Source organism: Cupriavidus sp. F041 (assembly GCF_057814235.1).
In genome coordinates, this window is record NZ_JBVASY010000002.1 from 2,689,805 (window position 1) to 2,716,073 (window position 26,269).

The window sequence follows — 26,269 nt, forward strand, 5'->3', positions numbered from 1 at the left end:
TCAGACAGTCACGGTGCTGCGTTCGGCCGCGCGCGCGCTCTTCTCGGCGTCGGCTTCCTTGTTGACCGGCGGGCCGGCGAATGCGGTCTTGAAGGTGCCGATGGACAGCATGTCGACCTCCAGCAAGAACGGACCGGATTCGGCGGTCGCCTCTTCCAGGGCGGCGCCGACATCCGCCAGGTTGCTGACGCGGCGATGGCGCAGCGCCAGCGATTGCGACAGTTGCGCGTAATCAGGCGTATGCAGGTCCACGTAGTGGCGGCGGCCGCCGTACTGCGCGTCCTGGATGTTCTTGATCACGCCGTAGCCCTTGTCGTTCATCAGCACGAAGACCACGTCGGCGCGTTCCTGCACCGCGGTGGCGAGTTCGCCCAGGTTCAGGATGAAGCCGCCGTCGCCGGCCAGGCAGAAGGTCTTCTTGCCCGATGAAGTCACCGCCGCGCCCACTGCCGCGCCGATGCCCATCGCCAGGCCCTGGCCGATGCCGCCGCCCAGCGCATGCACGCCGGCGCGGGAGTCGAAAATACGCAGCTGGCGATTGCCCCAGGTGCTGTTGGAGACGGTGACGTCGCGCACCCAGTTGAAGTTGCGGCCTACCGCGCCCTGCAGCGCCTCCACCAGTGCCGAATACGGGCCCAGGCCGTCGATCAGGCCGCTCATGGCGGTCTCGTGCGCGGCGCGCAGGTCGGCGGCGAAATTCGGGTCGACCTTCAGCTTGCCTTCCAGGCGGTCGGCCAGGCCATCGAGCGCCAGCGCCGCATCGCCGCTGGCGAAGTAGTCGCTCTGGTAGCAGCGGCCTTCGGCGGAGGCATCGGCGTCGACGCGGAACAGCGGGCGCGGCAGCTTCAGTTCGTACTTCAGCGTTTCATTGCCGCGCAGGCGCGAGCCCACCACCAGCATGGCGTCGCAGCTTTGATAGAACTGTTCCACCGGCTTGTGCAGGTTGAAGGCGCCCAGCGAACGGGGATCGTCTTCCGCCACGATGCCGCGGCCTTGCGTGCTCGTGACCACGCCGAAGCCCAGCGCCAGCAGCCGCTTGACCTGCGCGCCGGCGTGGCGCGCGCCGCCGCCCAGCCACAGCAGCGGGCGCCTGGCCTTGGACAGGCGTTCGGCTAGTTCGTCCAGCGCATGGGCCGAGGGCACATGCGTGGGCACGGCCAGCGGGCGCAGGTCGGTCGGCATCGGGATCAGCGCGGCCTGGATGTCGATGGGGATTTCCACGCTGACGGGACCGCTCGGCGCGGTCAGCGCGGTCTGCACGGCGAGCTTGATCGTGCTGAGCGCGGTATCCGCGCTGCGGATGCGGAACGCGGCCTTCGAGATGGCCTTCAGCATGGTGAGCTGATCCGGTGCTTCGTGGATGTAGGCCAGGCTCTGGTCCAGGTACGGGGTTTCGATCTGGCCGGTCAGGTGCAGCAGCGGCGTGCCGGCGGTGAGCGCTTCCACCATGGCGCCGGCGGCATTGCCGGCAGCGGTGCCGGTGCTGGTCAGGCACACGCCCAGGCCACCCGTGGTGCGGGCGCAGGCGTCGGCCATATTGGTGCCGCCCGCTTCGCCGCGCGCGGGGACGAAGCGGATCTTGCCGCGCTCGCCCATCGCGTCGAGGATGGGCATGTTGTGGATCGAGATGACGCCGAACGCAGCCTTGACGCCGCATTGTTCGAGGAAGGCGGCGATGGCGTAGCCCACCGTGACTTGTTGCTGTTCGTTACGCATGACGGGAAAGTCCTCCGGAAATATCGATGTGGCTGCCCGTGGTGTACGAAGACAACGGCGAGGCAAGGAACAGGATCGCGCGCGCGGCTTCCTGCGGCAGGCCAAGACGGCCAAGTTGAATATGCTTTTGCTGCGCCAGGCGCGCGGTCCACGCGGCCCAGTCGAGGTCGCGCTCGGATTCCGGGCGCGCTTCGAAACGCCGGCGCCACTGGCCCGACTCGACCAGGCCGAGCAGGATGCCGTTGACGCGGATGCCCTTGGGGGCGAATTCGGTTGCCAGCGAGCGCACCAGGTTATGCACGCCGGCACGCGCCGCAGACGTCGCCACCATATGCGGCTCCGGTTGCACGGCCAGCAGCGAGTTCACGCAGACGATGGCGGCGCTGTCCGAGCGCTCCAGCTGCGCAAGGAACGCGCGCGTGGCATGGATCACCGAGAAGAACTTGAGCTGCAGCTCTTCGAGCCACGCAGCGTCCTCGGTGTTCGCGAACGTGGAGACGCGGCCCTGCCCTGCGTTGTTGACCAGCATGTCGGCCGGGCCGAGCGCGGCCTCGCTGGCGGCGGCAAAGGCGGCCACCCGCGCGGGATCCAGCACGTCGCAGGCGGCGGCGTACAGGCGGGCTTCGGGGAAGCGTGCGCGCAGATGGCTTTCCGCTTCGCGCAGCCGCGCTTCGTTGCGGCCGCACAGCGCCACGGCGGCGCGCGCTTCCAGCAGTTGTTCGACGGTGGCCAGGCCGATGCCCGAGGATCCACCCGTGACGACGGCAACCTTGCCGTCGAGTTCAATCATGGACATCGTCCTCACTCCCGATACAGGTTGACCACCTTGCCGTGCTCACGCGGCCGGTAGTCCAGCAGGCGGGACAGCTCGCCCGCGGTGTCTCTGACTTTGTCTTCCATCATGTCCAGTTGCTCCGGATCGATGCGCGAGGCCGGGATGGTCACGCCCAGCGCCGCCACCACCTTGCAGGTACGATCCCGCACCGGTGCCGCGATGGTCGAGATGCTGGCCTCGAAGAACGCTTCCTGCAGCACCACGCCCCGCTCGCGGTCGCGCTGCACCATCTCGAACAGTTCTTCGACCGTGCCCGGCGTGCTGGGCGAGAACGCTTCCAGGCGCGGCTCCGGATAGAGCTGGCGCAGCTCGGCCAGCGTCAGGTCCTCGAGCAGCACGCGTCCGAGCACGGTGGCGTGCGCCGGCAGGCGGGTCCCCACGGTGACGGAACTGCTGAACGGCGTGGGCGCCACCGACTTGGCCACATAGACAATCGAGCGGCCGTCGCGCACCACCAGGTTGCACGGGTAACGGATGTCGTCGCGCAGGCGATCCAGCAGCGGCCGCCCCAGCTCGGTAAGTTCCAGCGAAGCCAGGTACTCGAAGCCCAGGCGCAGCACCGCCATGCCGAGGCGGTAATCGCGGCCGCCGTCGGTGCGTTCGACAAAACCCATCATCTCCAGGGTGGCCAGCAGCCGGAACACCGTGGAGCGGGGCACCTTGAGCCGGCGCGCCAGGTCGGCCGCCGACAAGGTACGGTCGCGGCGGCTGAACTCGGCCAGCAGGCGCAGGCCACGCTCCAGTCCGGGCACGATGTACTTGTCCTGGCTGTCTTCCGGAAGGCGTTCTTGAGTCATGAGAGGTTCGTGTTCCACTGGGTCCGGCGCACGGCCGCGGTTGCTTTGGCGCGCCGGCTTCTCGCTTTTCAGCGCTTGACCTTGGTGAGCGGATGCTCGGGCGGGTACGTCGGCGTGATCGGCTTCTTGGCACCGAGCATCACGCACATCAGCGCGTCTTCCTCGCCGATGTTGATTTCCTCGCGGTACACGCCGGGGGGCACCGAGACCAGGTCGCGGTCGGTCAGGATGGTTTCGTAACGCTCGCCGTCCTTTTCCAGGATCAGCTTGATCTTGCCGCGCATGACGAAGAAGACTTCTTCCACATCCGTGTGCAGGTGCGACGGGCCTTCGTGGCCGGCCGGGATGATCATGGTCGAGAAGGTGAAATTCTCGGACGGCACGGTATTGGTGTCGGTGGCCACGCCGGTGCCGCCGGTGCCGAGGTAACGCATCTGCGCGCGGCGGTACTTGGGATCGTAGTCAGCCTGGAACTTGAGTGCGTCCCAGTCGTAGCGGCGGGTGGAGAAGCGCGCGACGCGAGTCTCCATCCACTGGTCGAAGGAAGCGCCGGACGGCTGCTCCCAGGAACGCTTGATGTTGTCTTGTTGGGAAAGATCGCTCATTTGGATTCCTTGTTGACTCAGTGCATGACGAAGCCGCCGTTGACGGCCAGCGTCTGGCCCGTCACGAAGCGGGACAGATCCGATAGTGCGAACAGCACGGCCCCGGAAACATCCTCGGGTAGCTGTTCGCGGGAAATCGCGCGTTGCTCGCGATACAGGTCGCGCCTCTTCTGGGGCACGTATTCCGTCGCCTCCACCATGGTCAGCCCCGGTGCGATGGCATTGACAGTGACCTGGTCGTCGCCCAGCTCGCGCGCCAGCGAACGGGTCATGCCGATGATGGCGCTCTTGCTGGCCACGTACGCCAGCAGGTTGGGCGCGCCCCACAGCGGCGTGTCCGACGCGAGGTTGACGATGGCGCCGCGGCGCGAGGCGCGCAGTGCCGGCAGGCAGGCGGTAGTCATCAGCCAGGTACCGCGCACGTTGATGTTCATCACGCGGTCCCAGGTGGCGATGTCGATGGCGCTGGCGTCGCGGCCGCCGGAGTCGGTGACCGCGGCGTTGTTGACGAGCCCGTCCAGGCCGCCAAGCCCGGCCACGGCGGCGGCGGCGCAGGCCGTCACCGATTCGGGATTGCCGAGGTCAAGCGCGAGCGGCAGCGCCGTCAGGCCACGGGCCTGCAACGCGGCGGCTTCCTCGTGCAAGCGGTCGGCGAGGATGTCGGCCATCGCGACGGCGGCGCCGGCTTCGGCGATCGCGGTGGCAAAGGCCAGGCCCAGCCCGCGCGCCGCGCCGGTCACCAGCACGCAGCGGCCGGCCAGCAGGTTGTTGCGGTCGATCTCAGGCATGGCTTGCCACCCCGCCCACGGGCTTCAGCATGGCGACCGGCTCGTCGGCGACTTCCTGGTCGGCACGGCGGCGCAGCAGGCGGCGCACGCGCGTGATGCCCACATCATGCTGGTACAGCGCTTCATGTTCGCGCGCGTTCGGCGCCATCATCTCCAGCACCACGCGGTCCTGCTCCAGCACGTCCCAGTGCAGGCCTTCCAGGCGGTTGCGGTACAGGAAGCGCCAGACATCGCGCTCCCAGCCCTGCACGTGGCGGGTACGCCAGAAGAACACCATGCAGTGCTCCTCGTCGACCGGCGTGGCGATGCCGACGATGCCGAACGGGCCGCCGGGGCCCACCTTGGCGCGGTAGGGAATCGCCAGCCGCAGCCACAGGGTGCCGGTCTCGCCGAATTCCACCCAGTCGAAGTTCACGCCGCGCTGGCCGGTCTTCTCGAATACCAGGCCGGTATCGGTTTCGCGCACGGCCATCACGGCCTGCTTTTCACCCGAGGCCATCGAGTGCGACACCGCATGCAGGTAGGCGCCGTGCATCGGGTCCATGACGTTGTCGATGGCGTAGCGGTAGTTGCAGTCCCAGTGCGCCACGCACAGGAAGTTGCTGTGCTCGTCGCTCTCCAGTTCCTCCGGCAGGCGCAGCGCATTAGCACCGCCCTCGCCTTCCACCGGAGCGCGCTCGCCGAACCACAGGAAGATGGCGCCAGCCTTTTCCCGCACGGGGTAGCTGCGCACGCAGGTCTTGCCTTCGAGCGGGCAGTTGTCCACGGCCGGCACGCTCTTGACCTGGCCGTCGCCGCCGACTTCCACGCCGTGGTACCAGCAGGCCACGCGGTCGCCGAGGTTCCAGCCCATCGACAGGCGCGCGCCGCGGTGCGGGCAGCGGTCTTCCAGCGCGTGCACCTGGCCGGCGCCGTCGCGCCACAGCACAATGTTCTGGCCCAGGCGCGTAATGCCGATCGGCGCATGCGTGACCGCCCACGCGGCCGATACCGGATACCAGTAGTTATGCAGGCCGGCGTTCAGGCGCGCCTCAGCACGCGCTTGCTTGTTCGATTCCATTGTTTGCTCTCTTGCGGGTACCGGATCGGATCGCTATCTCGGAAGGGCATGCCTTGTTTCGCCGCCCGTCATGACGCAATCGCGTTGATGTTCTTGAACTGCCTCTTGGCTTCAGCCTCTCAGGCGCCAAGGCGGCGCATTTCGGCGAGGAAGCGCTCTTCGGTCCAGGCCAGGCCATCCGCGCCCAGCAGGCCAGCGTCGTTGAACGCTCGCACGATGTCCGCGGGGCTCTTGGCACCGCCCTCGAAAGCGGCCTCCAGGGCATCGCCGAGCGCGTCTTCATAAGCGGTGGGCGCAGCGGCGCGGGTCTGCCACAGGATATTGGCCACCTTGCCGGGCTGCTCGATGTGGCCCTTGCCGGCGACATTGTTCGGAGCCGGACGCTCCCAGGGCGCCAGGTTCGGGTTGTATGCGAGGTTCTCCATTGCGCTGCTCCTTTGACCTTGTTGCCAGTCTGCTGATCTAGCGTTTTGTTTCACCTATAAAACGCTGATTTAAATATTGAACACAGACACCACTATAGGCAACGAAACTTTAAAAATAGAGTGGGGTATACCCTGGAGATAAGCCGATGCCACTTGGGACTGGGCACGGGGCCGGGGATCGGCCGGAAGCACGCCGGAGGCGAGATGGATGCGGGCGGGGAAAAGCGGTGCGGAAAGGCGCGGCAAGGCTGCGCGCAGCCGTATCCGCGCCCGGTGGCTGTGTCAGGCGAGCGCGCTGCGAATCCAGCGGGCGACAGAACCTGCCTGCTCCACATAGCAGGCATGACCGGCATCGGGCACCAGTTCGAACGGCAAGGCGAAGCGTTCCGCCAGCGCCGCGCATCCTGGCGGCGGCGTCACGATATCCAGGGCACCACAGCCGACCCGCGCACTGACGCCTGGGTCCCGACGCGCGAGATATGCGCCGATATCGTCTCCGCACAGCATCGCCACGGCTTGCCGGTAGCCGTCCGGGTCCAGGCGGCGCATATTCCAGCGCACCCAGGCCTGCGCATCGGCGCCGGCCGCGGTGCTCAGCAGGCGGCCCGGACCACGCTCGGCCAGGCCCTCCACTCCCACTGCCGCAAGTGCGTCGAGCCGCTGGCGGGCCACCACTTTTGCCTTGTCAGCCTTGCCGGGACCGCCGTAGCCCTGGGCCGGGCTGAGCAGCAGCAGCTGTCGGGGAAGCTGCGCCGGGCCCGCTTGCGCCACATAGGCCGCCGCCATCAACGCGCCGAGCGAATGGCCGACGATCACATCGGGCCGCACATCCAGTGCGCGCAGCAGGCCCGCCAGGCTCCGGGCGTAGTCGGCTGCCGCGGGCGCAGCGGTTTGCAACGCTTGCGAATTGCCATAACCGGGTGCATCCCACGCGATCACACGGGCATCGGCTGCCAGCAGGCTCGCGCATGGCAACCAGGAAGCCGCGCCGGAACTGATGCCATGCAACAGCACCACGACCGGCCCGTGGCTTCCGCCGCGACGGTAAGCGATTTGCGCGCCGTCGCTGCCGGTAGCCACTCGCCGCTCCGTAAAGCCGGTGTCGAGCGCCCGGAGCAGCGCTGCAGCAGGCTGGATTGCCTGGGATGGGTCATTTTGTTCCATATATGAAACCGTAGTTTGCGAATAAAACCTAGGGAATATAGACCGGCGGCTGCTGGAAATTGATCAGGGTTAACCCCTTGCAAAAAAACTTCCCTAAACCGCAGCGCTGTCACGTTTTGGTGCAGGCGGACATGCGCCGGCACGCTGGCTGTCGCCGGTCCCAGCGGCCGTGCGGTTTGCCAGCGCACGGCGGAGTCTTGCCCTACCGAACCATCGCACCGTTCTTGTGCACCACTGTGCCGCGGATGCCGCTTATGCGGCGCTATCTCGTCGCTTCTCCACATCACTAGGGATTTCCCGCCCATGTTTTTCCGGAAATGAACGGCTATATTTTGCTCGTTGTTTCTTATGTAATCTGATGTTTCACATATAAAACAAAAAGCCGGAACGTGCACAACCCGAGATGCACCCATCCGGCCCGGGTAATGGTCTGGCGAAGCATGGCGACGCCAACAAAACGATACGGTGGACAAGGAAGAGGAATCGATCAATGAAACTTGGACGGATTGCGCTGGCTGCCCTTGCAGTCGCGGTACCCCTGCTGGCCTCGGCCCAATCGACGGTGACGCTGTACGGCGTGGTCGATACCGGCGTCGAGTACGTGAACAATATTGGCGCGGCTAAGGACAACGTGTTCCGCATGAACACCCTGACCGGGACGGTGCCGTCACGTTGGGGCATCCGCGGCACGGAGGACCTGGGCGGCGGCCTCAAGAGCCTGTTCGTGCTCGAATCCGGTTTCGCGCCAGACTCCGGCACGTCCAACCAGGGCGGCCGGCTGTTCGGCAGGCAAGCCTTGGTGGGCCTCTCCGGCCCCTGGGGCCAGGTGGCCCTGGGCCGCCAGTACACCATGCTGTTCTGGGCCACGCTGGACCCGGACATCCTCGGTCCCAACGTGTACGGCTCGGGATCGCTCGACAGCTATCTGCCGAACGCGCGCGCCGACAACGCCGTTTCCTACAAGGGCACGTTTGGCGGTTTCACGCTGGGCGCCACCTATAGCTTTGGCCGCGATGTGGTGAATGCGGGCCCGAGCCCGGCCGGCACCAATTGCGCAGGCGAAAATCCGGCCGACTCAAAGGCTTGCCGCGAATGGTCGGCATTGCTCCAGTACGACAACAAGTGGTGGGGCGTGGCAGCGGCCTATGACTCGCTGCGCGGCGGACCCGGGGCATTCGGCGGCCTGACCAGGAGCAACCAGTCGGATGACCGGCTCTCGCTCAACGGCTATGTGCTGCTGTCCAAGACCAAGATGGGCCTGGGCGTGATCCGCCGCGACAACGATGGCAGTCCGACGCCGCGCAGCGACCTCTGGTACGCCGGCCTGGCGTATGACATCACGCCCGCGTTCACGCTGGCCGGCCAGGTCTACTACCTCAAGTATCACAACAGCGACAACAAGGCGATGCTGTACGCGCTGCGTGGTACCTACGCCTTCTCCAAGCGCACCTCCGTGTATGCCACGGCCGGCTTCATCGACAACGGCGGCCAGCTCGCCCAGTCGGTCAGCGGCGCCCAGACAGGCTCCAACCCCAAGCCCGGCGGCAACCAGCTGGGCACGATGATCGGCATCAAGCACACGTTCTAAAGCCCGCGCGCCGCCACGCGGCGCAAGCCGGATGGAACGGATCATCCCATCCGCCGCGAAGTCTACCTAGAGGCGTCTCATCATGAAGTTTGCAACCCGCAACCTGTTTGCTGCCCTCGCAGCCACGGCCGCCGTGATGGCGGCAGGCACCGCCTGCGCGCAGGCCTACCCCAACAAACCCATTGCGCTGGTCGTCGCCTACCCCGCCGGCGGCGATACCGACGTGCTGGCCCGCCTGCTCGCGGAAAAGCTCTCCGCGCGCCTGCACCAGTCCGTCGTGGTCGAAAACCGCACTGGCGCGGCCGGCACGATCGGCAGCGCTTACGTCGCCAAGGCAGCGCCCGATGGCTATACCTTGCTGGTCGCGCCCAACACGGTCGCCATCGCGCCGCTGGTGCTCAAGAGCGGCACCGGGGCCGCCTACGACGTGCGCAACGATTTCACGCCCATTGCGCAGATCGGCATCCAGTCGCTCTTCGTGGTCGTCAATAAGAACTCCGGGATCACCAAGCTGCCCGACCTGGTCGCACGCGCCAAATCCGGCAGCCTGCAAACCTACGCCAGTCCGGGCAACGGTTCGCCCATGCACATTCTTGGCGAGTTGTTCAACAAGGCGGCTGGCGTAAAGATCTCGCAGGTGCCGTATCGCGGCACGGCGCCGGCGGTGGTCGACGTGCTGGGCGGCCAGGTGCCGATGACTTACTCCACGCTCGGCGCGGTGGGCCAGTACATCACTGCCGGCAGCATCGTGCCGCTGGCCGTGGCCGACCTGAAGCGCTCGCCGTTCGCACCGAACGTGCCGACGCTGCTCGAACTGGGCTACAAGGATGTGGACGTCGGCGCCTGGCAGGCGCTGCTGGCGCCGAAGGGGCTTTCGCCGGAACTGGTGAAGACGCTGAACGCGCACGTCAACGACATCCTGAAGATGCCCGACGTGGTAGCGCGCATGGCCACCATCGCGGTCACGCCCGTTGGCGGCGAACCCGGCACGCTGGGCAAGCTGATCGCGTCCGATTCGACGCGCTATGCAAAGATCGTCAAGGAGTTCGGCATCCAGGCTGACTGACGCGAACAGGCGATGACGGCCCGCCCCTTCCGGCGGGCCGTTTTTCGTTGATTTTTCGCTTTCACCGTGACTAGCGCTGCCCGAAGCTGGCATCGAAAAACAGATCCTTGTACTCGCGTGGCTGCGAACGCCAGTACTGCTTCGGCGCATGGACCTGCGCGCCAAGCCTGGCCGCGGCGTGCCACGGCCAGCGCGGATCGTAGAGCATGGCGCGCGCCAGCGAAACCGCATCCGCTTCGCCGTTGGCGATGATGGCTTCGGCCTGCTCGGGCTCGGTGATGAGCCCCACCGCGATGGTCGGCAAGCCGACCTCGGCCTTGACACGCTGCGCATAGGGCACCTGGTAGCCGGGCCCCAGCTTGATGGCCTGCGCCGGCGAGACGCCGCCGGTAGTCACGTGGATCGCCGCGCAGCCACGCGCCTTGAGCGCCTTCGACAGCGCCACCGTGCCTTCGATATCCCAACCGCCGGGCACCCAGTCGGTAGCCGAGATGCGCGCCCACACCGGCTTGTCGGCGGGAAATGCCGCGCGCACCGCGTCGAACACCTCGATGGGGAAACGCATACGGTTCTCCACGCTGCCGCCATACTCGTCCTCGCGCTTGTTAGCCAGCGGCGACAGGAACTGATGCAGCAGGTAGCCATGCGCGAAATGCAGTTCGATGCCGTCGAGCCCGAGACGCGCCGCGCGAACGGCGGCGGCGACGAAATCGTCGCGCACCTTGTCCATGCCTGCGCGATCCAGCGCCAGCGGCGCATCCTCGCCCTCCGCGTGCGGCACAGCGGATGGCGCCACCGTCTTCCAGCCCAGCGGCTGGTCGGGCCGTATCTGACTGCCGCCGTCCCAGGGGGCGTGGCTGGATGCCTTGCGCCCCGCATGGGCAAGCTGTATCGCAAGTGCAATCGGCGCGTGCGCCCTGGCTGCGCTGATCACTTTTCCAAGGGCCGCCTCATTCGCATCCGAATAGAGGCCAAGATCCCCCGGCGTGATGCGCCCTTCCGCCGACACGGCAGATGCCTCGATGATCATCATTCCGGCGCCGGACAGCGCGAGCTGGCCGAGATGAATCATGTGCCAGTCGCCGGCCGAGCCCTCCTCGGCGGAGTATTGGCACATCGGCGCAATCACGATGCGGTTTTCCAACCGCAGATTGCCAATGGATAAGGGTTCGAATAACCGGCTTTGACTCATGGGAACGACTCCTTGCTGTTTTTCCTGGCGATTGTCTGTGGCGTGCGTGGCGCCCGTCCATTCTAGGACGCCTTCCTGTTTTCCTCAGGACGCGGCAACTGGCTGCGGCCTGCGCCCCGTGAGGATGTCGGCGGTCAGCGCCAAGGCCAGCGCCACCGCGCCGCACAGGAAGATCAGCGCATAGTTGTTGTGCGAAAGCGTGAACAGGTACGAGTAGCCGTAGCCGGCGAGGGCCTGGAACAAGGCAAAGGCCGTGGTGGCGCGGCTCCACACGGCGCGCTGCTCGATATGGTCGTGCGGCACCATTTCCTGGATACGCCCAAGCACCAGCGGCACGATGCCGGGCGTGAAAATGCCCAGGACCACGGTAGCGACGCCAATGAGAATCGGGTTGCCGGACAAGGCGAGCGTGGCTACGGCAATCGCCTGCAGCAGCAACGCGATGCGATAAGCCGGCCCGAAGCCGATGCGATCAGCCACATTGCCGCACACGACAGGTCCCGCGATGGCCGCGACACCGTACAAGACCCAGTACCCGGCACCGGTCTCCGCACCCCGGCCCAGCCCGCGCGCCACATAGTCCACCAGCAGCACCATGGCAGGCACAAGCCCGAGCGCGTTCGCGGCGTACTGGGCGTACAACACGCGCAATGCCGTGTTCCCGCGCCTGACCGGCTGCGTACCGGCACCCGGTGCCGGCGCTGCCGGGGCCGAGCCCGGCCAGCCGAACCAGCTCACGGCGGTCAGGATGGCCGCGAACACGCCGAGACCGATCCAAGTGTCCTTCAGACCCAGCTGCAACAACCTGGGAATGATGGTGCCCGAGGCCGCAATGCCGAGTCCGAGCCCCAGGAAGATCATGCCGCTGGCAAAGCCGCGCCGGGCGGGTGGGATATGCGGCAGGATCGTGGTCGCCACCAGCACCATGATGGCGCCGCCCGAGACGCCGGACGCGAAGCGCCAGGCAAAGAACCAGCTCACCGACAACGGGTGCGCGCAGGCAAAGAAGGCGGCCGTTGCGATCAGCATCAACAGCCGCAACGCATGGCGGTTGGATAGCGCATTGGCAATGGGACGACCCAGCAGCGCGCCGGCCAGGTAGCCGGCGAAATTCGCCGCGCCGAGCGTCACCGCCTGCGACGACGTGAACCAATGCGCCTGGATCAGCGGCGGAATCAGCGGCGTGTAGGCGAAGCGCGCGAGGCCGATGGCTACCAGGCTGCCGCACAGCCCGGCGAGGGTGGCGAACAGTGCGCGGGCATCGAGCGTCGACGCCATGGGGCTTGGGATCGTGGCTGTGTTTTCAGACATGATGCATTCCTGCGGATTCGATACGTGGTTCGCTGTGCCGGCAAGCGTCTCATGCCGTGCTGGCCGCGACGGGCAGCGGCGGCAGGCCGAGCAGGCTCAGCGCCGGACTGACGGCGCCGGTGAGCAGCGCGCGTTCCGGCCTGACCCGGGCGAGCACTCGCACCCCCAGCAGGACCGCCAGCAGGTGCGCGCCCGCGTCCGCTGCCGGGAGGCGCTTCGGCACCTCGCCGCTTGCCTGCGCTGCCGCCATGCAGCGCTGGAAGAAAGCCTGGATCTGGGCAAGTTCGCCGGCGATGCCCTGGCGGCATGCCTCGTCGCCCGGCGTCGACTCCACGGCAGCATTGACCAGCATGCAGCCGCGGTGCCGCGCGTCCGCAACGGAACGATCGACGATCTCGCCGAAGAAGGCCGCGATGGCATGGCCGGGCGTTTGCGACGATTCCAGCCGTGCAATCCGCTCGTGCAGCGTGCGCTCCAGGTAATGCTCCAGCGCGCGCAGGAACAGCCCGCGCTTGTCACCGAAGGCGTTGTAGAGGCTGGGCTGCGTCAAACCCGTGCACTTGACGAGATCGCGCGTGGAGGTGGCTTCGAAACCGTTCGCCCAGAAGGCATCTCCGGCTGCTTCCAGCACCTGTTGTTCGTCGAATTCGCGGGGTCGTGCCATGGTTGCTCCGGCTTGGCTGGCTAAGGTGGAACTGGATGGATACGTTTTGTATCATACGATACAAAATCGATTATATATCGGACGATATAGAACGCAAGGTAAATGCGAATGACCGTTAGTGTGCCAGGGGAATGTTCATCAAATGATCAACATGAAATGCGGCCAGATAGCGGCATTTGCGCATGTGCGAAGCCGTGGCAGGCTATTGCGCCGTGAAAGCCACCCGGACGGGCATAGGATGTCGAGACAGACAGCGAACCGCCGCTGCGCGCGCAGCGCCGCAGCTACAGCCATCGTCGGATCTACGTGGACAACGGGAAGGTGATGCCAGGGATGCCTGGAACACCAACTGAACGCGCTTCGGCTGATGGGTAGCTAGATGAAGTTTTGGCGGCAGCGCCGGTGCGACGGCAAGCCATCGCCCAGGCGGCGTGCCCGCCCGGCACATCCGGCGTCCGGCGCGCGGGGCGGGCAAACGATCAACGCGTGACGTGTTGAAGCACCCGCGGCGGCTGGCTGATCACCCCTGTCCGCAACGCAGGCAGCCGCAGATCGGGCGCCGGTTCAGCCCAGGCTGGCGGCCGCCACTTGTGGCGTGGCCTGACCGCTGGTGACCCGGTCGATCGCGGCGAGCACCTCATCGACCTCGGGCACCACGCCGCGGGCGCCCACGGAGACAGACTGCCCCGGCGTGTCGATCCCGAAATGCTGGCTGTCGGTCACCGTGAACAGCATCACCGACGGCTTGCCCAGCGCATCGGCCAGGTGGACGAAGCCGGTGTCGGTGCCGACCACCAGCGCGGCGGCGTCCACCCGTTGCGCGCATTCGGTAATGGTCATGCGCGGCAAGACCTCGGCGCCGGGTATCTCGGCAGCAAGCGCCTCCGATTGCTCGCGCTCGGCGGGCGAGCCCCAGGGCAACTGGATCTTGTAGCCACGTCCGGCCAGCGTCCTGCCGACCGAGATCCACCGCTGCTGGGGCCATTTCTTGGCCTCGACCGAGGTAGCGTGGAACAACATGGCGCGCGGCACGCCGTCGGCATTGAGCGGTGCGGCGGGCGCAGGCACGCGCAGTGCGTAATGTTCGACGGGATCCAGTGCGTAGCCAAGCGCGTTGGCGACCACCATGCGCATCTTGTGGCGCGCGGTGGCGTCTCCGTGCGGCCCGAAGATCTGCGTATAGGCGAACACGGCACGCGCCTCGCCCAGATACTCGGCGGCGTAGCCCAGGCGCCGGCTCGAGCGCGCCAGCCAGGCCACGATGGCGCTTTTATACACGCCGTGCACATCCACCACCACATCGTACTTTTCGCGGCGCAATGCCCACAGCGCGCCGAAGATGGCACGCAGGTCGGCCCAGCTACGGGACTTCTTGAAGCCGCGCAGCGGCGGCGCGATCACGCGGTCGACGCCCACGGCCCAGCGGGGAATATCGGCGCAGGAAGCATCGGCCACCCAGTCGATCTTGGCCTCGGGATAAGCGCGGCGCAGGTCGGACACCAATGGCAAGGTGTGCACCATATCGCCAAGCGAGGTGATCTTGATGAGGAGGATGCGTTTCATGGATATGGCGGGGGTCGGGTTGCGGACAAGCTTCGCCGGCTTGCGGCGAGGCCGTAGTATGCACCAGGGCCATAGCCCGCGCACGCATTACGCAACGTGTGTCAGCCTGAGATGGGGTCCGCGCGGCACTCGCCACGCGCCCGCGCCATGCCATCTTTTCCTTCGACTTCCGCTAAAACGCACCCCGGTCCGGGATATGTGGCCAGCGAAGGATCCGCCACGCAATCAGCGCTGACTTGCGTGCTGCGTAGCGGCTTGCCGGCCGTCACTCTTGCGCTGAACCGGGCTCCGCGTGGCGCATGCGCAGCCCGCCCCGCCACTCAGCGCCAGGCGGCTGCGCTGGCCACCACCGTGGCAAAGCGGTCATGCAGGGCGGCCAGCGAGCCGCGGTGCACTTCCGCCGCCGCGAGGGGCGCTCCGCCCAGCGGGTCCGGCAGGTCCCGCGTGGCGCAGGCCGAGGCCACCACGGTGCTGCGATAACCATGATCGAGCGCGGACCGCACCGTTGCGCTCACGCACATATGGGTCTGGAAGCCCGCCACGATCAGTTCCTTGCGGCCAAGTCTTTCCAGCAACGCCGCCAGGGTCGTACCGGCAAAACTATTGGGCAGGCCCTTGACCACGGTATGTTCACCGGCCTGCGGTTCCAGCCCCGCGACGATGGCCGCGTAAGGCCCTTCCGGATCGAAGGCACCACCACCGGCCCGGCCGTGATGCACCACGTGCACCACCGGGCTGCCGCGGCGGCGCGCCAGCGCCAGCAGTTCGCCGCAGGCCGCGATGGCCGCCGGCATGCCTGTCAGCGGCAGCTTGCCGTCCACGTATTCGCGCTGGTGGTCGATCAAGACCAGGGTAGCTGCTTCCCAGGCCGAAGGAGCGCGGCTGGCACCGGCGAGGTCGAGCAAGGTGAAGGGTGCGGCCATCGTGATTCCTTTCGAAGTCGGTATGTGAGCCGGTACTGAGCGGCTATTGATCGGGTACAGGCAGGCGCCACGGTGGCGGCATCCATGCAAGCGATGATAAGCCGCGCTATCCTGTTCGCCAATTCTCAATTGCCTCACAACCATTGTGCAAAAACGCTCACTCCACTGGGACGACCTGCTGACCCCTGTCCACGCTGATCCGGACTGGCAACTATTCGGCCTGTGCCCGCGAGCTGGAGGTCACGCACGCCACCGCGATCCGCCGCATCCGCCGGCTTGAGACCGCGCTCGGCAAGCCCGTGGCGACGCGCACCGACGGCGCCTTCGCGCTGTCCGCGGCCGGCCGCGCGGCACTGGCGGCGGCGCAGCAGATGGAGAACTCGGTCGAACGCCTGCTGCGCGAAGTGGAGGACGCCGGCAGCGGCGTTTCCGGCGTGGTCGGCATTGCCTGCACCGCGACGCTCGGCAGCCACTTCCTGACGCCGCGCATGTTCGCGCTCTATCGCGCGCACCCGCAACTGGAAGTCCGGCTGGAAACGGACAATCGCATCGCCAGCCTGGCCCGGCGCCGCGCCCACATCGCGGTGCGTCTGGCGCGGCCGCAGGAAAGCGACGTGATCGCGCAGCGCGCCGGCAGCATGAGCTTCGGCCTCTATGCCCCGGCACGGCCAGCCGGTGCCGGCGCCTGGAACGAGCAGGATCTCGCTGCCGCGCCGCTGTGCGGCCTGCTGGACGAAGGCCTGTCCCTGCCGGAATCCGAATGGACCCGGGCGCTGGCGGCACGCAAGGGTTTCCAGTCGAACAACCTGCTGGCGGTGCTTGAGGCAATCCGCACCGGTCTAGGCATCGGCCTGCTGCCACATTACCTGGCGCGCGACGATACGCGGCTCACGCTGGTGCGCGAGGTGCCAGAGGTGTTGCGGGAGATCTGGCTGGCCTATCCGCAGGAATTTCGCGGCGCTTCACGGTTCCGGCCGGTCATCGACTGGCTGGCCGGTGAGTTGCGGCAATGCCCTTGAACCTTGCAACACGGACGTTGGCCGACGCCGCCGGTGACGGCGGAATCCGTTGAAAGCGCGGGGGCAGGCAGTATAGTTGGCTAAGGCACGCCGTAGCGCGCTCATTGCGATCATTGGCCAGCCGGCTTGCCGCCCTCGGCAACCCGGCCGCACCGGGAGCACCACCATGGACCGGGACTCACCGGCAAAGCTGGATGCAGGCGCGCTCGGGCTGGGCGAATCCGTGGTGATGGGCGTGGCGGGCACGGCACCCGCCTTCAGCCTGACGGCAACCACGGCCACCCTGGTCGCCACGGTGGGGGTCCTGGCGCCGGCCAGCTTGCTGTACTGCGGGCTGATCATGTTCGGCGTGACGCTGTCCTACCAGCAACTGAACAGGCTGCATCCCAACGCCGGCGCCTGCTATACCTGGGTGTCCGAGATCTTTCATCCTGTGCTGGGTTTCTTCGCGGGCTGGACGCTGCTGGTGGCCTCGGCGGTATTCATGGTGTCGGGCACCGTTCCCGCCGCGACCGCCACCTTGCTGCTGTTCGATCCGGCGCTGGCCGAACGCCCGCCCGTGGTCACGCTGGTCGCAGCGGGCTGGCTGCTGGCGGTAAGCGCCGTCGTGATCAAGGGCATCAAGCTGACCAGCTATACCCAGGTGGCGATGACGCTGGTCGAGGTGGGCGTGCTGGCGGCAATCGTGCTCGCAGCCCTGCTACGGGCGCCGTTGCCGCTTGCGCATCCGCTCTCGCTGTCATGGTTATCGCCAGCCGGCTTTACGCCGCAACTGTTTGCCAATGGCGCGCTGGTGGCGCTGTTCTTCTTCTGGGGCTGGGACGTGACGGCCAACCTGACAGAGGAAACGCGCGATCCGGAGCATGCGCCCGGCAACGGGGCCGTGCTTTCCATGCTCATCGTCCTTGCGCTGTTCCTGGCCTTCGTCGTCGCCAGCCTGGCGGTGTTGAGCGACGAGGACATCCGCCGTGCCGGCACCAATACTGTGTTCGCCCTCGCCGCCCGGCTCTTGCCGCGCCCGTGGGACTATCTGGCCGTACTGGCCGTCATGCTCAGCACCGTGGGTACGCTGGAAACCTCGATCCTGCAGTTCACCCGCACCCTTTACGCCAAAGGCCGCGATGGCTTGCTGCACCCGCGCTATGCCGCATTGCATCGCACCTGGCGCACGCCGTGGGTGGCGACAACCGCGATTGCATCGTTCGGCTTGCTGTTGCTGGCCCTGTCCGCGGGCTTCAGCAGCGTGGGCCAGATCATCCAGGACTCGGTCAACGCCATCGGCTTCCAGGTGGCGTTCTATTACGGACTGGCAGGATTCGCCTGCGCCTGGTACTCCCTGCGCCATGCCGCCCGCACGCCGGCCAGACTGTTGTTGCGGGTGCTCTGGCCGGCTGGCAGCGCGGCGTTCCTGTGGTTTATCGCGCTTTACAGCATCCCGAGTTTCGACCTGGCCACGCGCGTGGTCGCCCTGGGCGGCATCGCCGCCGGCGCCGTACCGCTCTGGCTGAACCGGCGGCGCCAACTGGCCGCCTAGGCAGCGACAGACGCCATCAGCAGATCCGACGCGGCTTCGATACGCTGGGGGGCGCCGAACAGGCGCGCCACCACCAGCCCGTTCTGCAGGGCGCCGAAGACCGCTTGCGCCATCGACTGAGGAGGCAATGGCATGGCATGGCTCTGCGTACCCCGCCTGTTCCGCGGCACGCTTTCGAGCAAGCGGGTGAGCCAGCCTTCATTCAGCCGATAGAAATCCTTGAGGATGCGATGCACCGCCTCGGGCAGCAGCAAGGCTTCCGTGGAAAGCATGCCCACCAGGCAGATCGCGTCACCGCCCGCCGTAGCGTGCCAGGGCTTCAGATACGCGCGAGCCTGCTCGGCCACGGGCAGGCTGGTGTCGATGTCGCGCACATAGCTGGAGTTGCGTGCGCTGTATTCCGTCACCGCCGCCGTCAGCAGGTCCTCTTTGGAGGGGAAGTAGTAGTGGATGCTGGAGGTCTTGACCCCTACCCGCTCGGCGAGGTCCCGATAGCTGAAGCCATTGAAGCCCCGCTGCCGCACCAGCACCAGGGTGTGCTCAAGCAGTTGTTCGCGTACGGATTGGGTTGTCATATGGCATGCATCCACCTTTCGGCGGACCCTCGGAAAACGGTGGCGGTGCCCTTGCCGGAGGTTGTTCCCGGCATCAATGGCAAAAAGCCGGTGCTACCGGCTCTTTGCATGCACCACCAGACTCATTGGCTGACAGGTTGATTCACTTCACGACATCGTTCAGGCGTTGGCGCCTTCGGTGAATACATCGAACTTGCCGGTACGGGCGCCATCCGTGTAGGCATCGACGCTACGGGCCGGGGAAGCCGACACGCCGGTGCGGTCCAGGCCGGCGACGATACGGGCTCCGTCGGTGTAGGGGTCGGCCTTGCCGACGCGGGCACCTTCGGTGAACGGGTCGAACTTGCCGCTACGGGCGCCTTCGGTATAGCCATCGACGCTGCGAGCCGGGGAAGCCGACACACCGGTGCGGTCCAGGCCGGCGACGATGCGGGCGCCGTCGGTGTACGGATCAGCCTTGCCGACGCGGGCACCTTCGGTGAACGGGTCGAACTTGCCGCTGCGGGCGCCATCGGTATAGCCATCCACGCTGCGAGCCGAGGAAGCCGACACGCCGGCGCGGTCCAGGCCGGCGACGATACGGGCGCCGTCGGTGTACGGATCAGCCTTGCCGACGCGGGCACCTTCGGTGAACGGGTCGGCCTTGCCGCTACGCGCGCCGTCGGTGAACGCGTCGGGCGTAGCGCTGCGGAACACATAGCCGTACTTGTCACCGGCAAACGTGCTGTCCTTCGGGCCCGAGGCTTGCGCGGTGCCGGCAACGAAGGCGGCGGCAAGGGCGGCGGCGGTGATCAGGGTCTTGGCGAAGAGGTTCGAGGTCATGATGTTCTCCATTCACTTTGAGGATCCGCGCTGGGGCGGAATCGAATCGGTACGCTTTGGAAGCCTTCGTTCTTTCTGGCCGTTATCTACTAGTAGATAGACTGGCTGGCCCAAAAAAACGGGGATTCCCCGGGTGTTGCGCTGGATCCTCTTTCCTGCTTCAGCTTTCTCGCTGGGGCGGAGCAGTGGCTTCCATGTGCTGAATATTACCTACTAGTAGATAGACAGTCAAGGAATTTTTTCAACATCCTTAATGTCGATGAGGGGGCACTTCGTTCAGGACGGAAAAACGGCGGCGCAACGTCACCGTTGCACCGCCGCGTTCAGGGCCAAGCGACCACTATCCAGATCGCCTTACCGCACCCGCCCTTCCTTCCAGGCCTGCAGCAGCTTGTCGTAGGCGATGGTCTCGCCCTTGGGCTTCTCGTTGGCCAGCTTCTTCCAAGGCGCGTGGTCATCCGACAGCCATTTGGCGGGATCGCTCTTGGCGTTCAGTTTGGGCGCGCAGTTCGTCATGCCGGCGCGCTGCAGCCGTCCCATCACCTGGTCCATTTCCTCGGCCAGGTTGTCCATGGCGGCCTGCGGCGTCTTCTCTCCGGTGACGGCTGTCGCCACGTTCTTCCACCACAACTGCGCCAGCTTGGGATAGTCAGGCACGTTGGTCCCGGTGGGCGTCCACGCGACCCGTGCCGGGCTGCGGTAGAACTCGATCAGGCCGCCGTACTGCGCCGCGTTCTTGGTGAGGTAGTCGTGGTGGATATCGCTGTCGCGGATAAAGGTCAGGCCGGTGAGCGACTTCTTCAGCGATACCGTCTTCGAGGTCACGAACTGCGCGTAGAGCCACGCCGCCGCGAGTCGGTTGGGATCGGTGTTCTTAAAGAAGGTCCAGGAGCCTACGTCCTGGTAGCCGTTCTGCATGCCCTGCTTCCAGTACGGGCCATAGGGCGACGGCGCCATGCGCCATTTGGGCGTGCCATCGGCGTTGACCACCGGCAGGCCCTTCTTGGTCATATCGGCGGTGAACGCCGTGTACCAGAATATCTGCTGCGCCACCTGCCCTTGCGCCGGCACCGGGCCGGCTTCGGAGAAGGTCATGCCCATGGCCTGCGGCGGCGCGTACTTCTTCATCCAGTCGATGTACTTGGTGAGCGCATAGACCGCGGCCGGGCTGTTGGTGGCGCCGCCCCGCGATACCGAAGCGCCCTCCGGCGTGCACTTGTCGGTGCCCACGCGGATGCCCCACTCGTCGACCGGCATGCCGTTGGGCAGGCCTTTGTCGGCCGAACCGGCCATCGACAGCCAGGCGTCGGTGAAACGCCAGCCGAGCGACGGATCCTTCTTGCCGTAATCCATATGGCCGAAGACCTTCTTGCCGTCGAGTTCCTTGACGTCGTTGGAGAAGAAATTGGCGATGTCCTCGTACGCGGACCAGTTGGTGGGCACACCCAGGTCATAGCCGTACTTGGCCTTGAACTTGTCCTGCAGGTCCTTGCGCGCGAACCAGTCGGCACGGAACCAGTACAGGTTGGCGAACTGCTGGTCAGGCAACTGGTAGAGCTTGCCGTCCGGCGCCGTGGTGAACTTGGTGCCGATGAAGTCCTTCACGTCCAGCCCCGGATTGGTCCACTCCTTGCCGGCGCCGGCCATATAGTCGGTCAGCGGCAGGATGGCGCCATAGCGGTAGTGGGTGCCGATCAGGTCCGAGTCGGAAATCCAGCCGTCGTAGATGGACTTGCCCGACTGCATGGAGGTCTGCAGCTTCTCCACCACGTCGCCTTCCTGGATGATGTCGTGCTTGACCTGGATGCCTGTGATTTCCTCGAAGGCCTTGGCCAGCGTCTTGGATTCGTACTCGTGGGTGGTGATGGTCTCGGAAACCACGCTGATCTGCGTGACGCCCTTGGCCTTGAGCTTGGCGGCCGCGTCCATGAACCACTTCATCTCGGCGAGCTGCTTGTCCTTGGAGAGCGTCGACGGCTGGAACTCGCTGTCGACCCACTTCTTGGCCTCGGCCTCGCCCGCCCACGCGGCGTGGCCGCAGGCGAGCGCCGCCGCGCAGGCCAGCGCCGTCATGCCCAACTTCACGTGCACCTTCATGAACGTCTCCTCGAGAATCCCCCTCCCTGCTCTTTATTTGGGACGCGGTCCGGGGAAGGTGCAGGCCGCCATGCCCATTGACGAAAAATCCGTCGCTTTATTCTTGCCGGCCCGGGTTGCCGGCGAACCGTGCGAGCCTCAGCCCTTGCGCATCACCAATGCCAGCGCAAGCATCGAAATCACCAGGCTGATCCAGATCGAAGGCTCCTCCGCCAGCGAAAACCACACCATCATCTTCTCCCCCAGGCCCACCCAGGCCAGGTTGATCCAGGCGGCGCACATCAGTCCGATGAACAGCCGGTCGCCCCGCGTGGTGGCGATGGGCAGGAAGCCCTTGCGCTCCATGGTGGGCGCGCGCGTCTCCCACACCGTCATGCCCACCAGCATCAGTGCGATGCAGACGAAGAACACGGCCACCGGGGTGGTCCATACCATCCAGCTGAACATGCGTTCTCCTCCTTACACGCGGCCCATCGCGAAGCCCTTCGCGATGTAATGCCGCACAAACCAGATCACGATGCCGCCGGGCACGATGGTCAGCACCCCGGCCGCGGCCAGCACGCCCCAGTCCATGCCGGAGGCCGACACCGTGCGCGTCATGGTGGCGACGATGGGCTTGGCGTTGACCGATGTCAGCGTGCGCGCCAGCAGCAGTTCCACCCAGCTGAACATGAAGCAGAAGAATGCGGCCACGCCCACGCCCGCCTTGATCAGCGGCAGGAAGATGGTCATGAAGAAGCGCGGAAAGGAGTAGCCATCCACATAGGCGGTCTCGTCGATCTCGCGCGGCACGCCCGACATGAAGCCCTCCAGGATCCACACCGCCAGCGGCACGTTGAACACCAGGTGGGCCAGCGCCACGCCCAGGTGCGTATCCATCAGGCCGATCGTCGTATAGAGCTGGAAGAACGGCAGCAGGAACACCGCCGGCGGCGTCATGCGGTTGGTCAGCAGCCAGAAGAACACATGCTTGTCACCGATGAACTGGTACCGCGAAAACGCATAGGCAGCGGGCAGCGCCACGGTGATCGAGATCACTGTGTTCATCGCCACGTAGATCATCGAGTTGATATAGCCCGAGTACCAGGACGCGTCGGTGAAGATGGTCTTGTAGTGCTCCAGCGTGAAATCGTTTGGCCACAGCGACAGCGTGGAGACGATCTCTTCGTTGGACTTGAACGACATGTTCAGCATCCAGTAGATCGGCAGGATGGCGAACACCAGGTACCCCAGCAGGAATACCGCGCGCCAGTAGGTGGCGTTCCGATTGGCTTCACGCATGAGGCATGTCCTCGCTGCCGGCGGTGCCCGCGCGCTGCATCCAGTTATAGAGGATGAAACACGTGAGCAGGATGATCAGGAAGTAGATGATGGAAAACGCCGCGGCCGGCCCGAGATCGAACTGGCCCACGGCCTTCTGCGTCAGGAATTGCGACAGGAAGGTGGTGGCGTTGCCGGGGCCACCGCCGGTCAGCACGAAGGGCTCGGTGTAGATCATGAAGCTGTCCATGAAACGAAGCAGCACCGCGATCATCAGCACACCACGCAGCTTGGGCAGCTGGATGTAGCGGAACACCGCCAGGCGCGAGGCGCCGTCGATCTGCGCGGCCTGGTAGTAGGCATCGGGAATCGCGCGCAGGCCGGCATAGCACAGCAGCGCCACCAGCGGCGTCCAGTGCCAGACATCCATCACCAGCACCGTGAACCAGGCGTCCACCGCGCTGCCGGTGTAGTTGTAGTCGAACCCCATCCCGGCGAGGGCCGCGCCCAGCAAGCCGATGTCGGTACGTCCGAAGATCTGCCAGATCGTGCCCACCACATTCCACGGGATCAGCAGCGACAGCGCGATCACCACCAGCACCGCCGATGCCTTCACCCCCTTGGCCGGCATCGACAGCGCCAGCAGGATGCCCAGCGGGATCTCCACCACCAGCACCGCCAGCGAGAAGCCGAGCTGGCGCAGCAGCGCATCGTGCAGCTCGCCGTCGCGCAGCACCGTGCGGAACCATTCGGTGCCGACGAACACGCGGCGCTCGGGCGAGATGATGTCCTGCACCGAGTAATTGACAATGGTCATCAGCGGCAGGATGGCGGAGAACGCCACGCACAGCACCACCGGGATCACCAGCAGCCAGGCCTTCTGGTTGACGGGCTTCAGCGTGCTCATGCCACCAGCTCCTCGTTGACGTAGTAACAGGTATGATGGTTGAACACGGACAGCCACACGGTCTCGCCCGCCTGCAGCGCCGCGCCCTCGTTGCCGAGCCGCCCGCGCACCGTGGCAGCGTTGCCGGACGCATCCCGCACGGTGGCGGTGACCAGCCAGTAGGTGCCGATGTCCTGCGCGCGCTCCACCCGCGCCGGCACGGCCTGCGGATCGGTGCTGGCGGCCATCCGCAGGTACTCGGGGCGCACGCCCACCTTGAACGTGCCGGCGGCCTGCAGGGCCCCGGCGATGGCCGGCGCCAGCTCGGGGAAATAGCGCCGCCCGGCGATCTCGATGGCTCCGTCGCGCCATTGGCCCGCCAGGAAATTCATGCCCGGCGAGCCGATGAAGTTGCCGACGAAGGTATGCGCCGGCCGCTCGAACAAGGCATCGGCCGATCCCACCTGCACCGCCTTGCCGCGCGACATCACCAGCACTTGCTCGGCGAAGGTCAGCGCCTCGGTCTGGTCATGCGTGACGTAGATCAGGGTCAGCCGGAACTCGTGGTGGATTTCCTTGAGCTTGCGGCGCAACTGCCATTTGAGGTGGGGATCGATCACCGTGAGCGGCTCGTCGAACAGGATGGCCGATACGTCCTGGCGCACCAGCCCGCGCCCGAGCGAGATCTTCTGCTTGGCATCGGCTGCCAGGCCGCTCGCGCGGCGGTCCAGCGAGGTGGACAGGTCGAGCATCTCGGCCACGCGGCCAACGCGCTCCTTCACCTGCGCCGGTGCCACGCCGCGGTTGCGCAGCGGAAAAGCCAGGTTTTCGCCTACCGTCATGGTGTCGTAGATCACCGGGAACTGGAACACCTGGGCGATATTGCGCGCCTGCGGGGTGGCCGCGGTCACGTCGCGGCCATCGAAGGAGACGGTGCCGTGCGAGGGCCGCTGCAGGCCGGAAATGCAATTGAGCAGGGTGGTCTTGCCGCAGCCGGAAGGCCCGAGCAGGGCGTAGGCGCCGCCGTCGTTGAAGGTGAACTTCAACGGCAGCAGCGCATAGTCTTCATCCGATTGCGGTTCGGGCCGGTAGGAATGGGACAGGTCGAGGTCGATGCGCGCCATCTCAGGCTCCCAGCTCGGCAGCCGCCGGCGCCACCCTGCCCGGCCGCCTGGGCGCGTGGATGCGCGCGCCACCGGCATCGAACAGGTAGAGCTGCGCGGGATCGAGATGCAACGTGAGCGGCGCGCCCAGCTCCAGGTCGACCACGCCAGGAAACTGCGCCACCAGGTTGCCCACCGGCGAGTCCATATGCACGAAGGTATCCGATCCGGACAGCTCCGCCAGCGCCACGCGGCCAGCCACCGGCACGGAGCCGGACACGGCATCCAGCCGCAATGCGCCGGCCCGCACGCCAACCGTCACCGCGCCGGCGTGACCCGCCGCTTCGGGCAGCGGGAGAGTAATGCCGCCCGCCAGCGCGAGCGCGCCTGCCTGCATCTCGCCCGCCATCAGGTTCATCGGAGGATCGCTGAAGGCGCGCGCCACGCGCAACGAGGCGGGATAGTGGAAGACCTCCGGCGTCGGCCCGTACTGCAACAGTTCGCCCGCATCCAGCACCGCGGTGTGGCCGCCCAGCAGCAATGCCTCCGACGGCTCCGTGGTGGCGTAGATCACCGTGGCATTGCCATGGGCGAAGAGCTGCGTCAGCTCCTCGCGCAGTTCTTCGCGCAGCTTGTAGTCCAGATTGACCAGGGGCTCGTCCAGCAGCATCAGCGGCGCGCCCTTGGCCAGCGCGCGCGCCAGTGCCACGCGCTGCTGCTGCCCGCCGGAGAGCTCCGCGGGAAGGCGGTCGAGCAGGTGCTCGATATGCAGCCGGGCGGCGAGCGCGCGCACCTGCCCATCGATGTCCTTGGCGCGGCGCAGCTTGAGCGGCGAGGCGATATTGTCGAAAACGGTCAGCGAGGGGTAGTTGATGAACTGCTGGTAGACCATGGAGACGTTGCGCTCCCGTACCGGCATGCCGGTCACGTCCACGCCGTCCACCTCTACCCGGCCGGCGCTGGGCCGGTCCAGCCCCGCCATGACCCGCATCAATGAAGTCTTGCCGGCCTGCGTGGCACCGAGCAGAATAGTCACCGCGCCCGGCACGGGCGACAAAGACATGGGATACAGATACGCCTGCGAGCCTGCCTGCTGGGCGATGGCTTCCAATCTGAGCTGCATCGGGTCTCCGGGTTTCGACATGCTGTTCCGCGCCGCCGGACCTGCATCGACGCAGACGCACAAATCTTTGCTTCCGCTCGTTTTAGTTCAAAAACGAACATAAAACAATCATGCACTGCATCATTTGTTTTCGTTTGTGTTTGAACTAGAATG

Annotated in this window: 25 protein-coding genes; 4 read left to right on the forward strand and 21 right to left on the reverse strand. The window is 66.1% G+C overall.

Features of this window, described 5'->3' with window-relative positions; genetic code table 11:
• The 8 genes from ACZY0R_RS29765 to ACZY0R_RS29800 all read right to left on the reverse strand — a co-directional run bounded on the left by ACZY0R_RS29765 (window position 1) and on the right by ACZY0R_RS29800 (window position 7,390).
• A complete protein-coding gene (locus ACZY0R_RS29765; RefSeq protein ID WP_488863441.1) occupies window positions 1–1,716 on the reverse strand; it encodes a thiamine pyrophosphate-binding protein in 1,716 nt (571 codons plus the stop codon).
• A complete protein-coding gene (locus ACZY0R_RS29770) occupies window positions 1,709–2,512 on the reverse strand; it encodes an SDR family oxidoreductase (RefSeq protein ID WP_488863443.1) in 804 nt (267 codons plus the stop codon). The genes ACZY0R_RS29765 and ACZY0R_RS29770 overlap by 8 nt, the downstream gene beginning before the upstream one ends.
• A 5-nt stretch (window positions 2,513–2,517) precedes the next feature.
• Window positions 2,518–3,348, reverse strand: coding sequence for an IclR family transcriptional regulator (locus ACZY0R_RS29775; RefSeq protein ID WP_035860620.1), 831 nt, complete (start codon window positions 3,346–3,348; stop codon window positions 2,518–2,520).
• Between the two features lie 68 nt (window positions 3,349–3,416).
• The gene (locus ACZY0R_RS29780; RefSeq protein WP_035860623.1) at window positions 3,417–3,953 is read right to left on the reverse strand and encodes a cupin domain-containing protein; all 537 of its coding nucleotides are present in this window, start codon (window positions 3,951–3,953) and stop codon (window positions 3,417–3,419) included.
• Between the two features lie 17 nt (window positions 3,954–3,970).
• Window positions 3,971–4,741: an SDR family oxidoreductase gene (locus tag ACZY0R_RS29785; protein WP_488863446.1), complete on the reverse strand. Its 771-nt coding sequence runs from the start codon at window positions 4,739–4,741 to the stop codon at window positions 3,971–3,973.
• Window positions 4,734–5,801, reverse strand: coding sequence for a Rieske 2Fe-2S domain-containing protein (locus ACZY0R_RS29790; protein WP_488863448.1), 1,068 nt, complete (start codon window positions 5,799–5,801; stop codon window positions 4,734–4,736). Before ACZY0R_RS29790 ends, ACZY0R_RS29785 begins: the two co-directional genes overlap by 8 nt.
• A 119-nt stretch (window positions 5,802–5,920) precedes the next feature.
• Window positions 5,921–6,226: a recombinase-like helix-turn-helix domain-containing protein gene (locus ACZY0R_RS29795; protein ID WP_488863450.1), complete on the reverse strand. Its 306-nt coding sequence runs from the start codon at window positions 6,224–6,226 to the stop codon at window positions 5,921–5,923.
• A 282-nt stretch (window positions 6,227–6,508) separates the two neighbouring features.
• Window positions 6,509–7,390, reverse strand: a complete 882-nt coding sequence (locus ACZY0R_RS29800; protein WP_488863452.1) for an alpha/beta fold hydrolase — start codon at window positions 7,388–7,390, stop codon at window positions 6,509–6,511.
• Between the two features lie 490 nt (window positions 7,391–7,880).
• Between ACZY0R_RS29800 and ACZY0R_RS29805 the strand changes: the two genes are divergently transcribed.
• Both ACZY0R_RS29805 and ACZY0R_RS29810 read left to right on the forward strand, forming a co-directional pair.
• Window positions 7,881–8,978 carry a porin gene (locus ACZY0R_RS29805; protein ID WP_488863454.1) on the forward strand — a complete coding sequence of 366 codons (1,098 nt, stop codon included), beginning with the start codon at window positions 7,881–7,883 and terminating at the stop codon, window positions 8,976–8,978.
• 82 nt (window positions 8,979–9,060) lie between these two features.
• Window positions 9,061–10,044 (forward strand): Bug family tripartite tricarboxylate transporter substrate binding protein, encoded by a 984-nt coding sequence (locus tag ACZY0R_RS29810; protein WP_488863456.1) that lies wholly within the window; start codon window positions 9,061–9,063, stop codon window positions 10,042–10,044.
• Window positions 10,045–10,114: 70 nt separating this feature from the next.
• Here the strand turns inward: ACZY0R_RS29810 and ACZY0R_RS29815 are convergent, their stop codons facing one another.
• The 5 genes from ACZY0R_RS29815 to ACZY0R_RS29835 form a co-directional block, all read right to left on the reverse strand.
• Window positions 10,115–11,236: an NADH:flavin oxidoreductase/NADH oxidase gene (locus ACZY0R_RS29815; RefSeq protein WP_488863458.1), complete on the reverse strand. Its 1,122-nt coding sequence runs from the start codon at window positions 11,234–11,236 to the stop codon at window positions 10,115–10,117.
• 84 nt (window positions 11,237–11,320) lie between these two features.
• Window positions 11,321–12,547, reverse strand: coding sequence for a YbfB/YjiJ family MFS transporter (locus ACZY0R_RS29820; protein WP_488863460.1), 1,227 nt, complete (start codon window positions 12,545–12,547; stop codon window positions 11,321–11,323).
• Window positions 12,548–12,596: 49 nt separating this feature from the next.
• Window positions 12,597–13,211: a TetR/AcrR family transcriptional regulator gene (locus ACZY0R_RS29825; RefSeq protein ID WP_488863462.1), complete on the reverse strand. Its 615-nt coding sequence runs from the start codon at window positions 13,209–13,211 to the stop codon at window positions 12,597–12,599.
• Between the two features lie 564 nt (window positions 13,212–13,775).
• Window positions 13,776–14,774: a lipopolysaccharide heptosyltransferase I gene (gene waaC / locus ACZY0R_RS29830; protein ID WP_488863464.1), complete on the reverse strand. Its 999-nt coding sequence runs from the start codon at window positions 14,772–14,774 to the stop codon at window positions 13,776–13,778.
• 320 nt (window positions 14,775–15,094) lie between these two features.
• A complete protein-coding gene (locus ACZY0R_RS29835; protein ID WP_488863466.1) occupies window positions 15,095–15,697 on the reverse strand; it encodes a cysteine hydrolase family protein in 603 nt (200 codons plus the stop codon).
• 233 nt (window positions 15,698–15,930) lie between these two features.
• Here ACZY0R_RS29835 and ACZY0R_RS29840 point away from each other — a divergent pair, with 233 nt between their 5' ends.
• Both ACZY0R_RS29840 and ACZY0R_RS29845 read left to right on the forward strand, forming a co-directional pair.
• Window positions 15,931–16,716, forward strand: coding sequence for a LysR family transcriptional regulator (locus tag ACZY0R_RS29840; protein ID WP_488866257.1), 786 nt, complete (start codon window positions 15,931–15,933; stop codon window positions 16,714–16,716).
• 166 nt (window positions 16,717–16,882) lie between these two features.
• Window positions 16,883–18,250, forward strand: a complete 1,368-nt coding sequence (locus tag ACZY0R_RS29845; protein ID WP_488863468.1) for an APC family permease — start codon at window positions 16,883–16,885, stop codon at window positions 18,248–18,250.
• On the opposite strand, the gene ACZY0R_RS29850 is transcribed toward ACZY0R_RS29845, so the two are convergent.
• From ACZY0R_RS29850 to ACZY0R_RS29885, 8 genes are all read right to left on the reverse strand, one after another.
• Window positions 18,247–18,825: a TetR/AcrR family transcriptional regulator gene (locus tag ACZY0R_RS29850; RefSeq protein WP_488863470.1), complete on the reverse strand. Its 579-nt coding sequence runs from the start codon at window positions 18,823–18,825 to the stop codon at window positions 18,247–18,249. The two genes, ACZY0R_RS29845 and ACZY0R_RS29850, sit on opposite strands and share 4 nt — an antisense overlap.
• Before the next feature lie 159 nt (window positions 18,826–18,984).
• On the reverse strand, window positions 18,985–19,647 hold the full coding sequence (locus ACZY0R_RS29855; RefSeq protein ID WP_488863472.1) for a copper resistance protein CopQ: 663 nt from the start codon (window positions 19,645–19,647) through the stop codon (window positions 18,985–18,987).
• Between the two features lie 354 nt (window positions 19,648–20,001).
• Window positions 20,002–21,732: an ABC transporter substrate-binding protein gene (locus tag ACZY0R_RS29860; protein ID WP_488866259.1), complete on the reverse strand. Its 1,731-nt coding sequence runs from the start codon at window positions 21,730–21,732 to the stop codon at window positions 20,002–20,004.
• Between the two features lie 150 nt (window positions 21,733–21,882).
• Window positions 21,883–22,191: a DUF2160 domain-containing protein gene (locus tag ACZY0R_RS29865; RefSeq protein WP_488863474.1), complete on the reverse strand. Its 309-nt coding sequence runs from the start codon at window positions 22,189–22,191 to the stop codon at window positions 21,883–21,885.
• Window positions 22,192–22,203: 12 nt separating this feature from the next.
• On the reverse strand, window positions 22,204–23,025 hold the full coding sequence (locus ACZY0R_RS29870) for a carbohydrate ABC transporter permease (RefSeq protein WP_276289910.1): 822 nt from the start codon (window positions 23,023–23,025) through the stop codon (window positions 22,204–22,206).
• Window positions 23,018–23,902 carry a carbohydrate ABC transporter permease gene (locus tag ACZY0R_RS29875; protein WP_156176916.1) on the reverse strand — a complete coding sequence of 295 codons (885 nt, stop codon included), beginning with the start codon at window positions 23,900–23,902 and terminating at the stop codon, window positions 23,018–23,020. The genes ACZY0R_RS29870 and ACZY0R_RS29875 overlap by 8 nt, the downstream gene beginning before the upstream one ends.
• A gap of 5 nt (window positions 23,903–23,907) precedes the next feature.
• Window positions 23,908–25,014: an ABC transporter ATP-binding protein gene (locus tag ACZY0R_RS29880; RefSeq protein ID WP_488863476.1), complete on the reverse strand. Its 1,107-nt coding sequence runs from the start codon at window positions 25,012–25,014 to the stop codon at window positions 23,908–23,910.
• A gap of 1 nt (window position 25,015) precedes the next feature.
• On the reverse strand, window positions 25,016–26,116 hold the full coding sequence (locus ACZY0R_RS29885; protein ID WP_488863478.1) for an ABC transporter ATP-binding protein: 1,101 nt from the start codon (window positions 26,114–26,116) through the stop codon (window positions 25,016–25,018).
• Window positions 26,117–26,269: the final 153 nt, after the last annotated feature.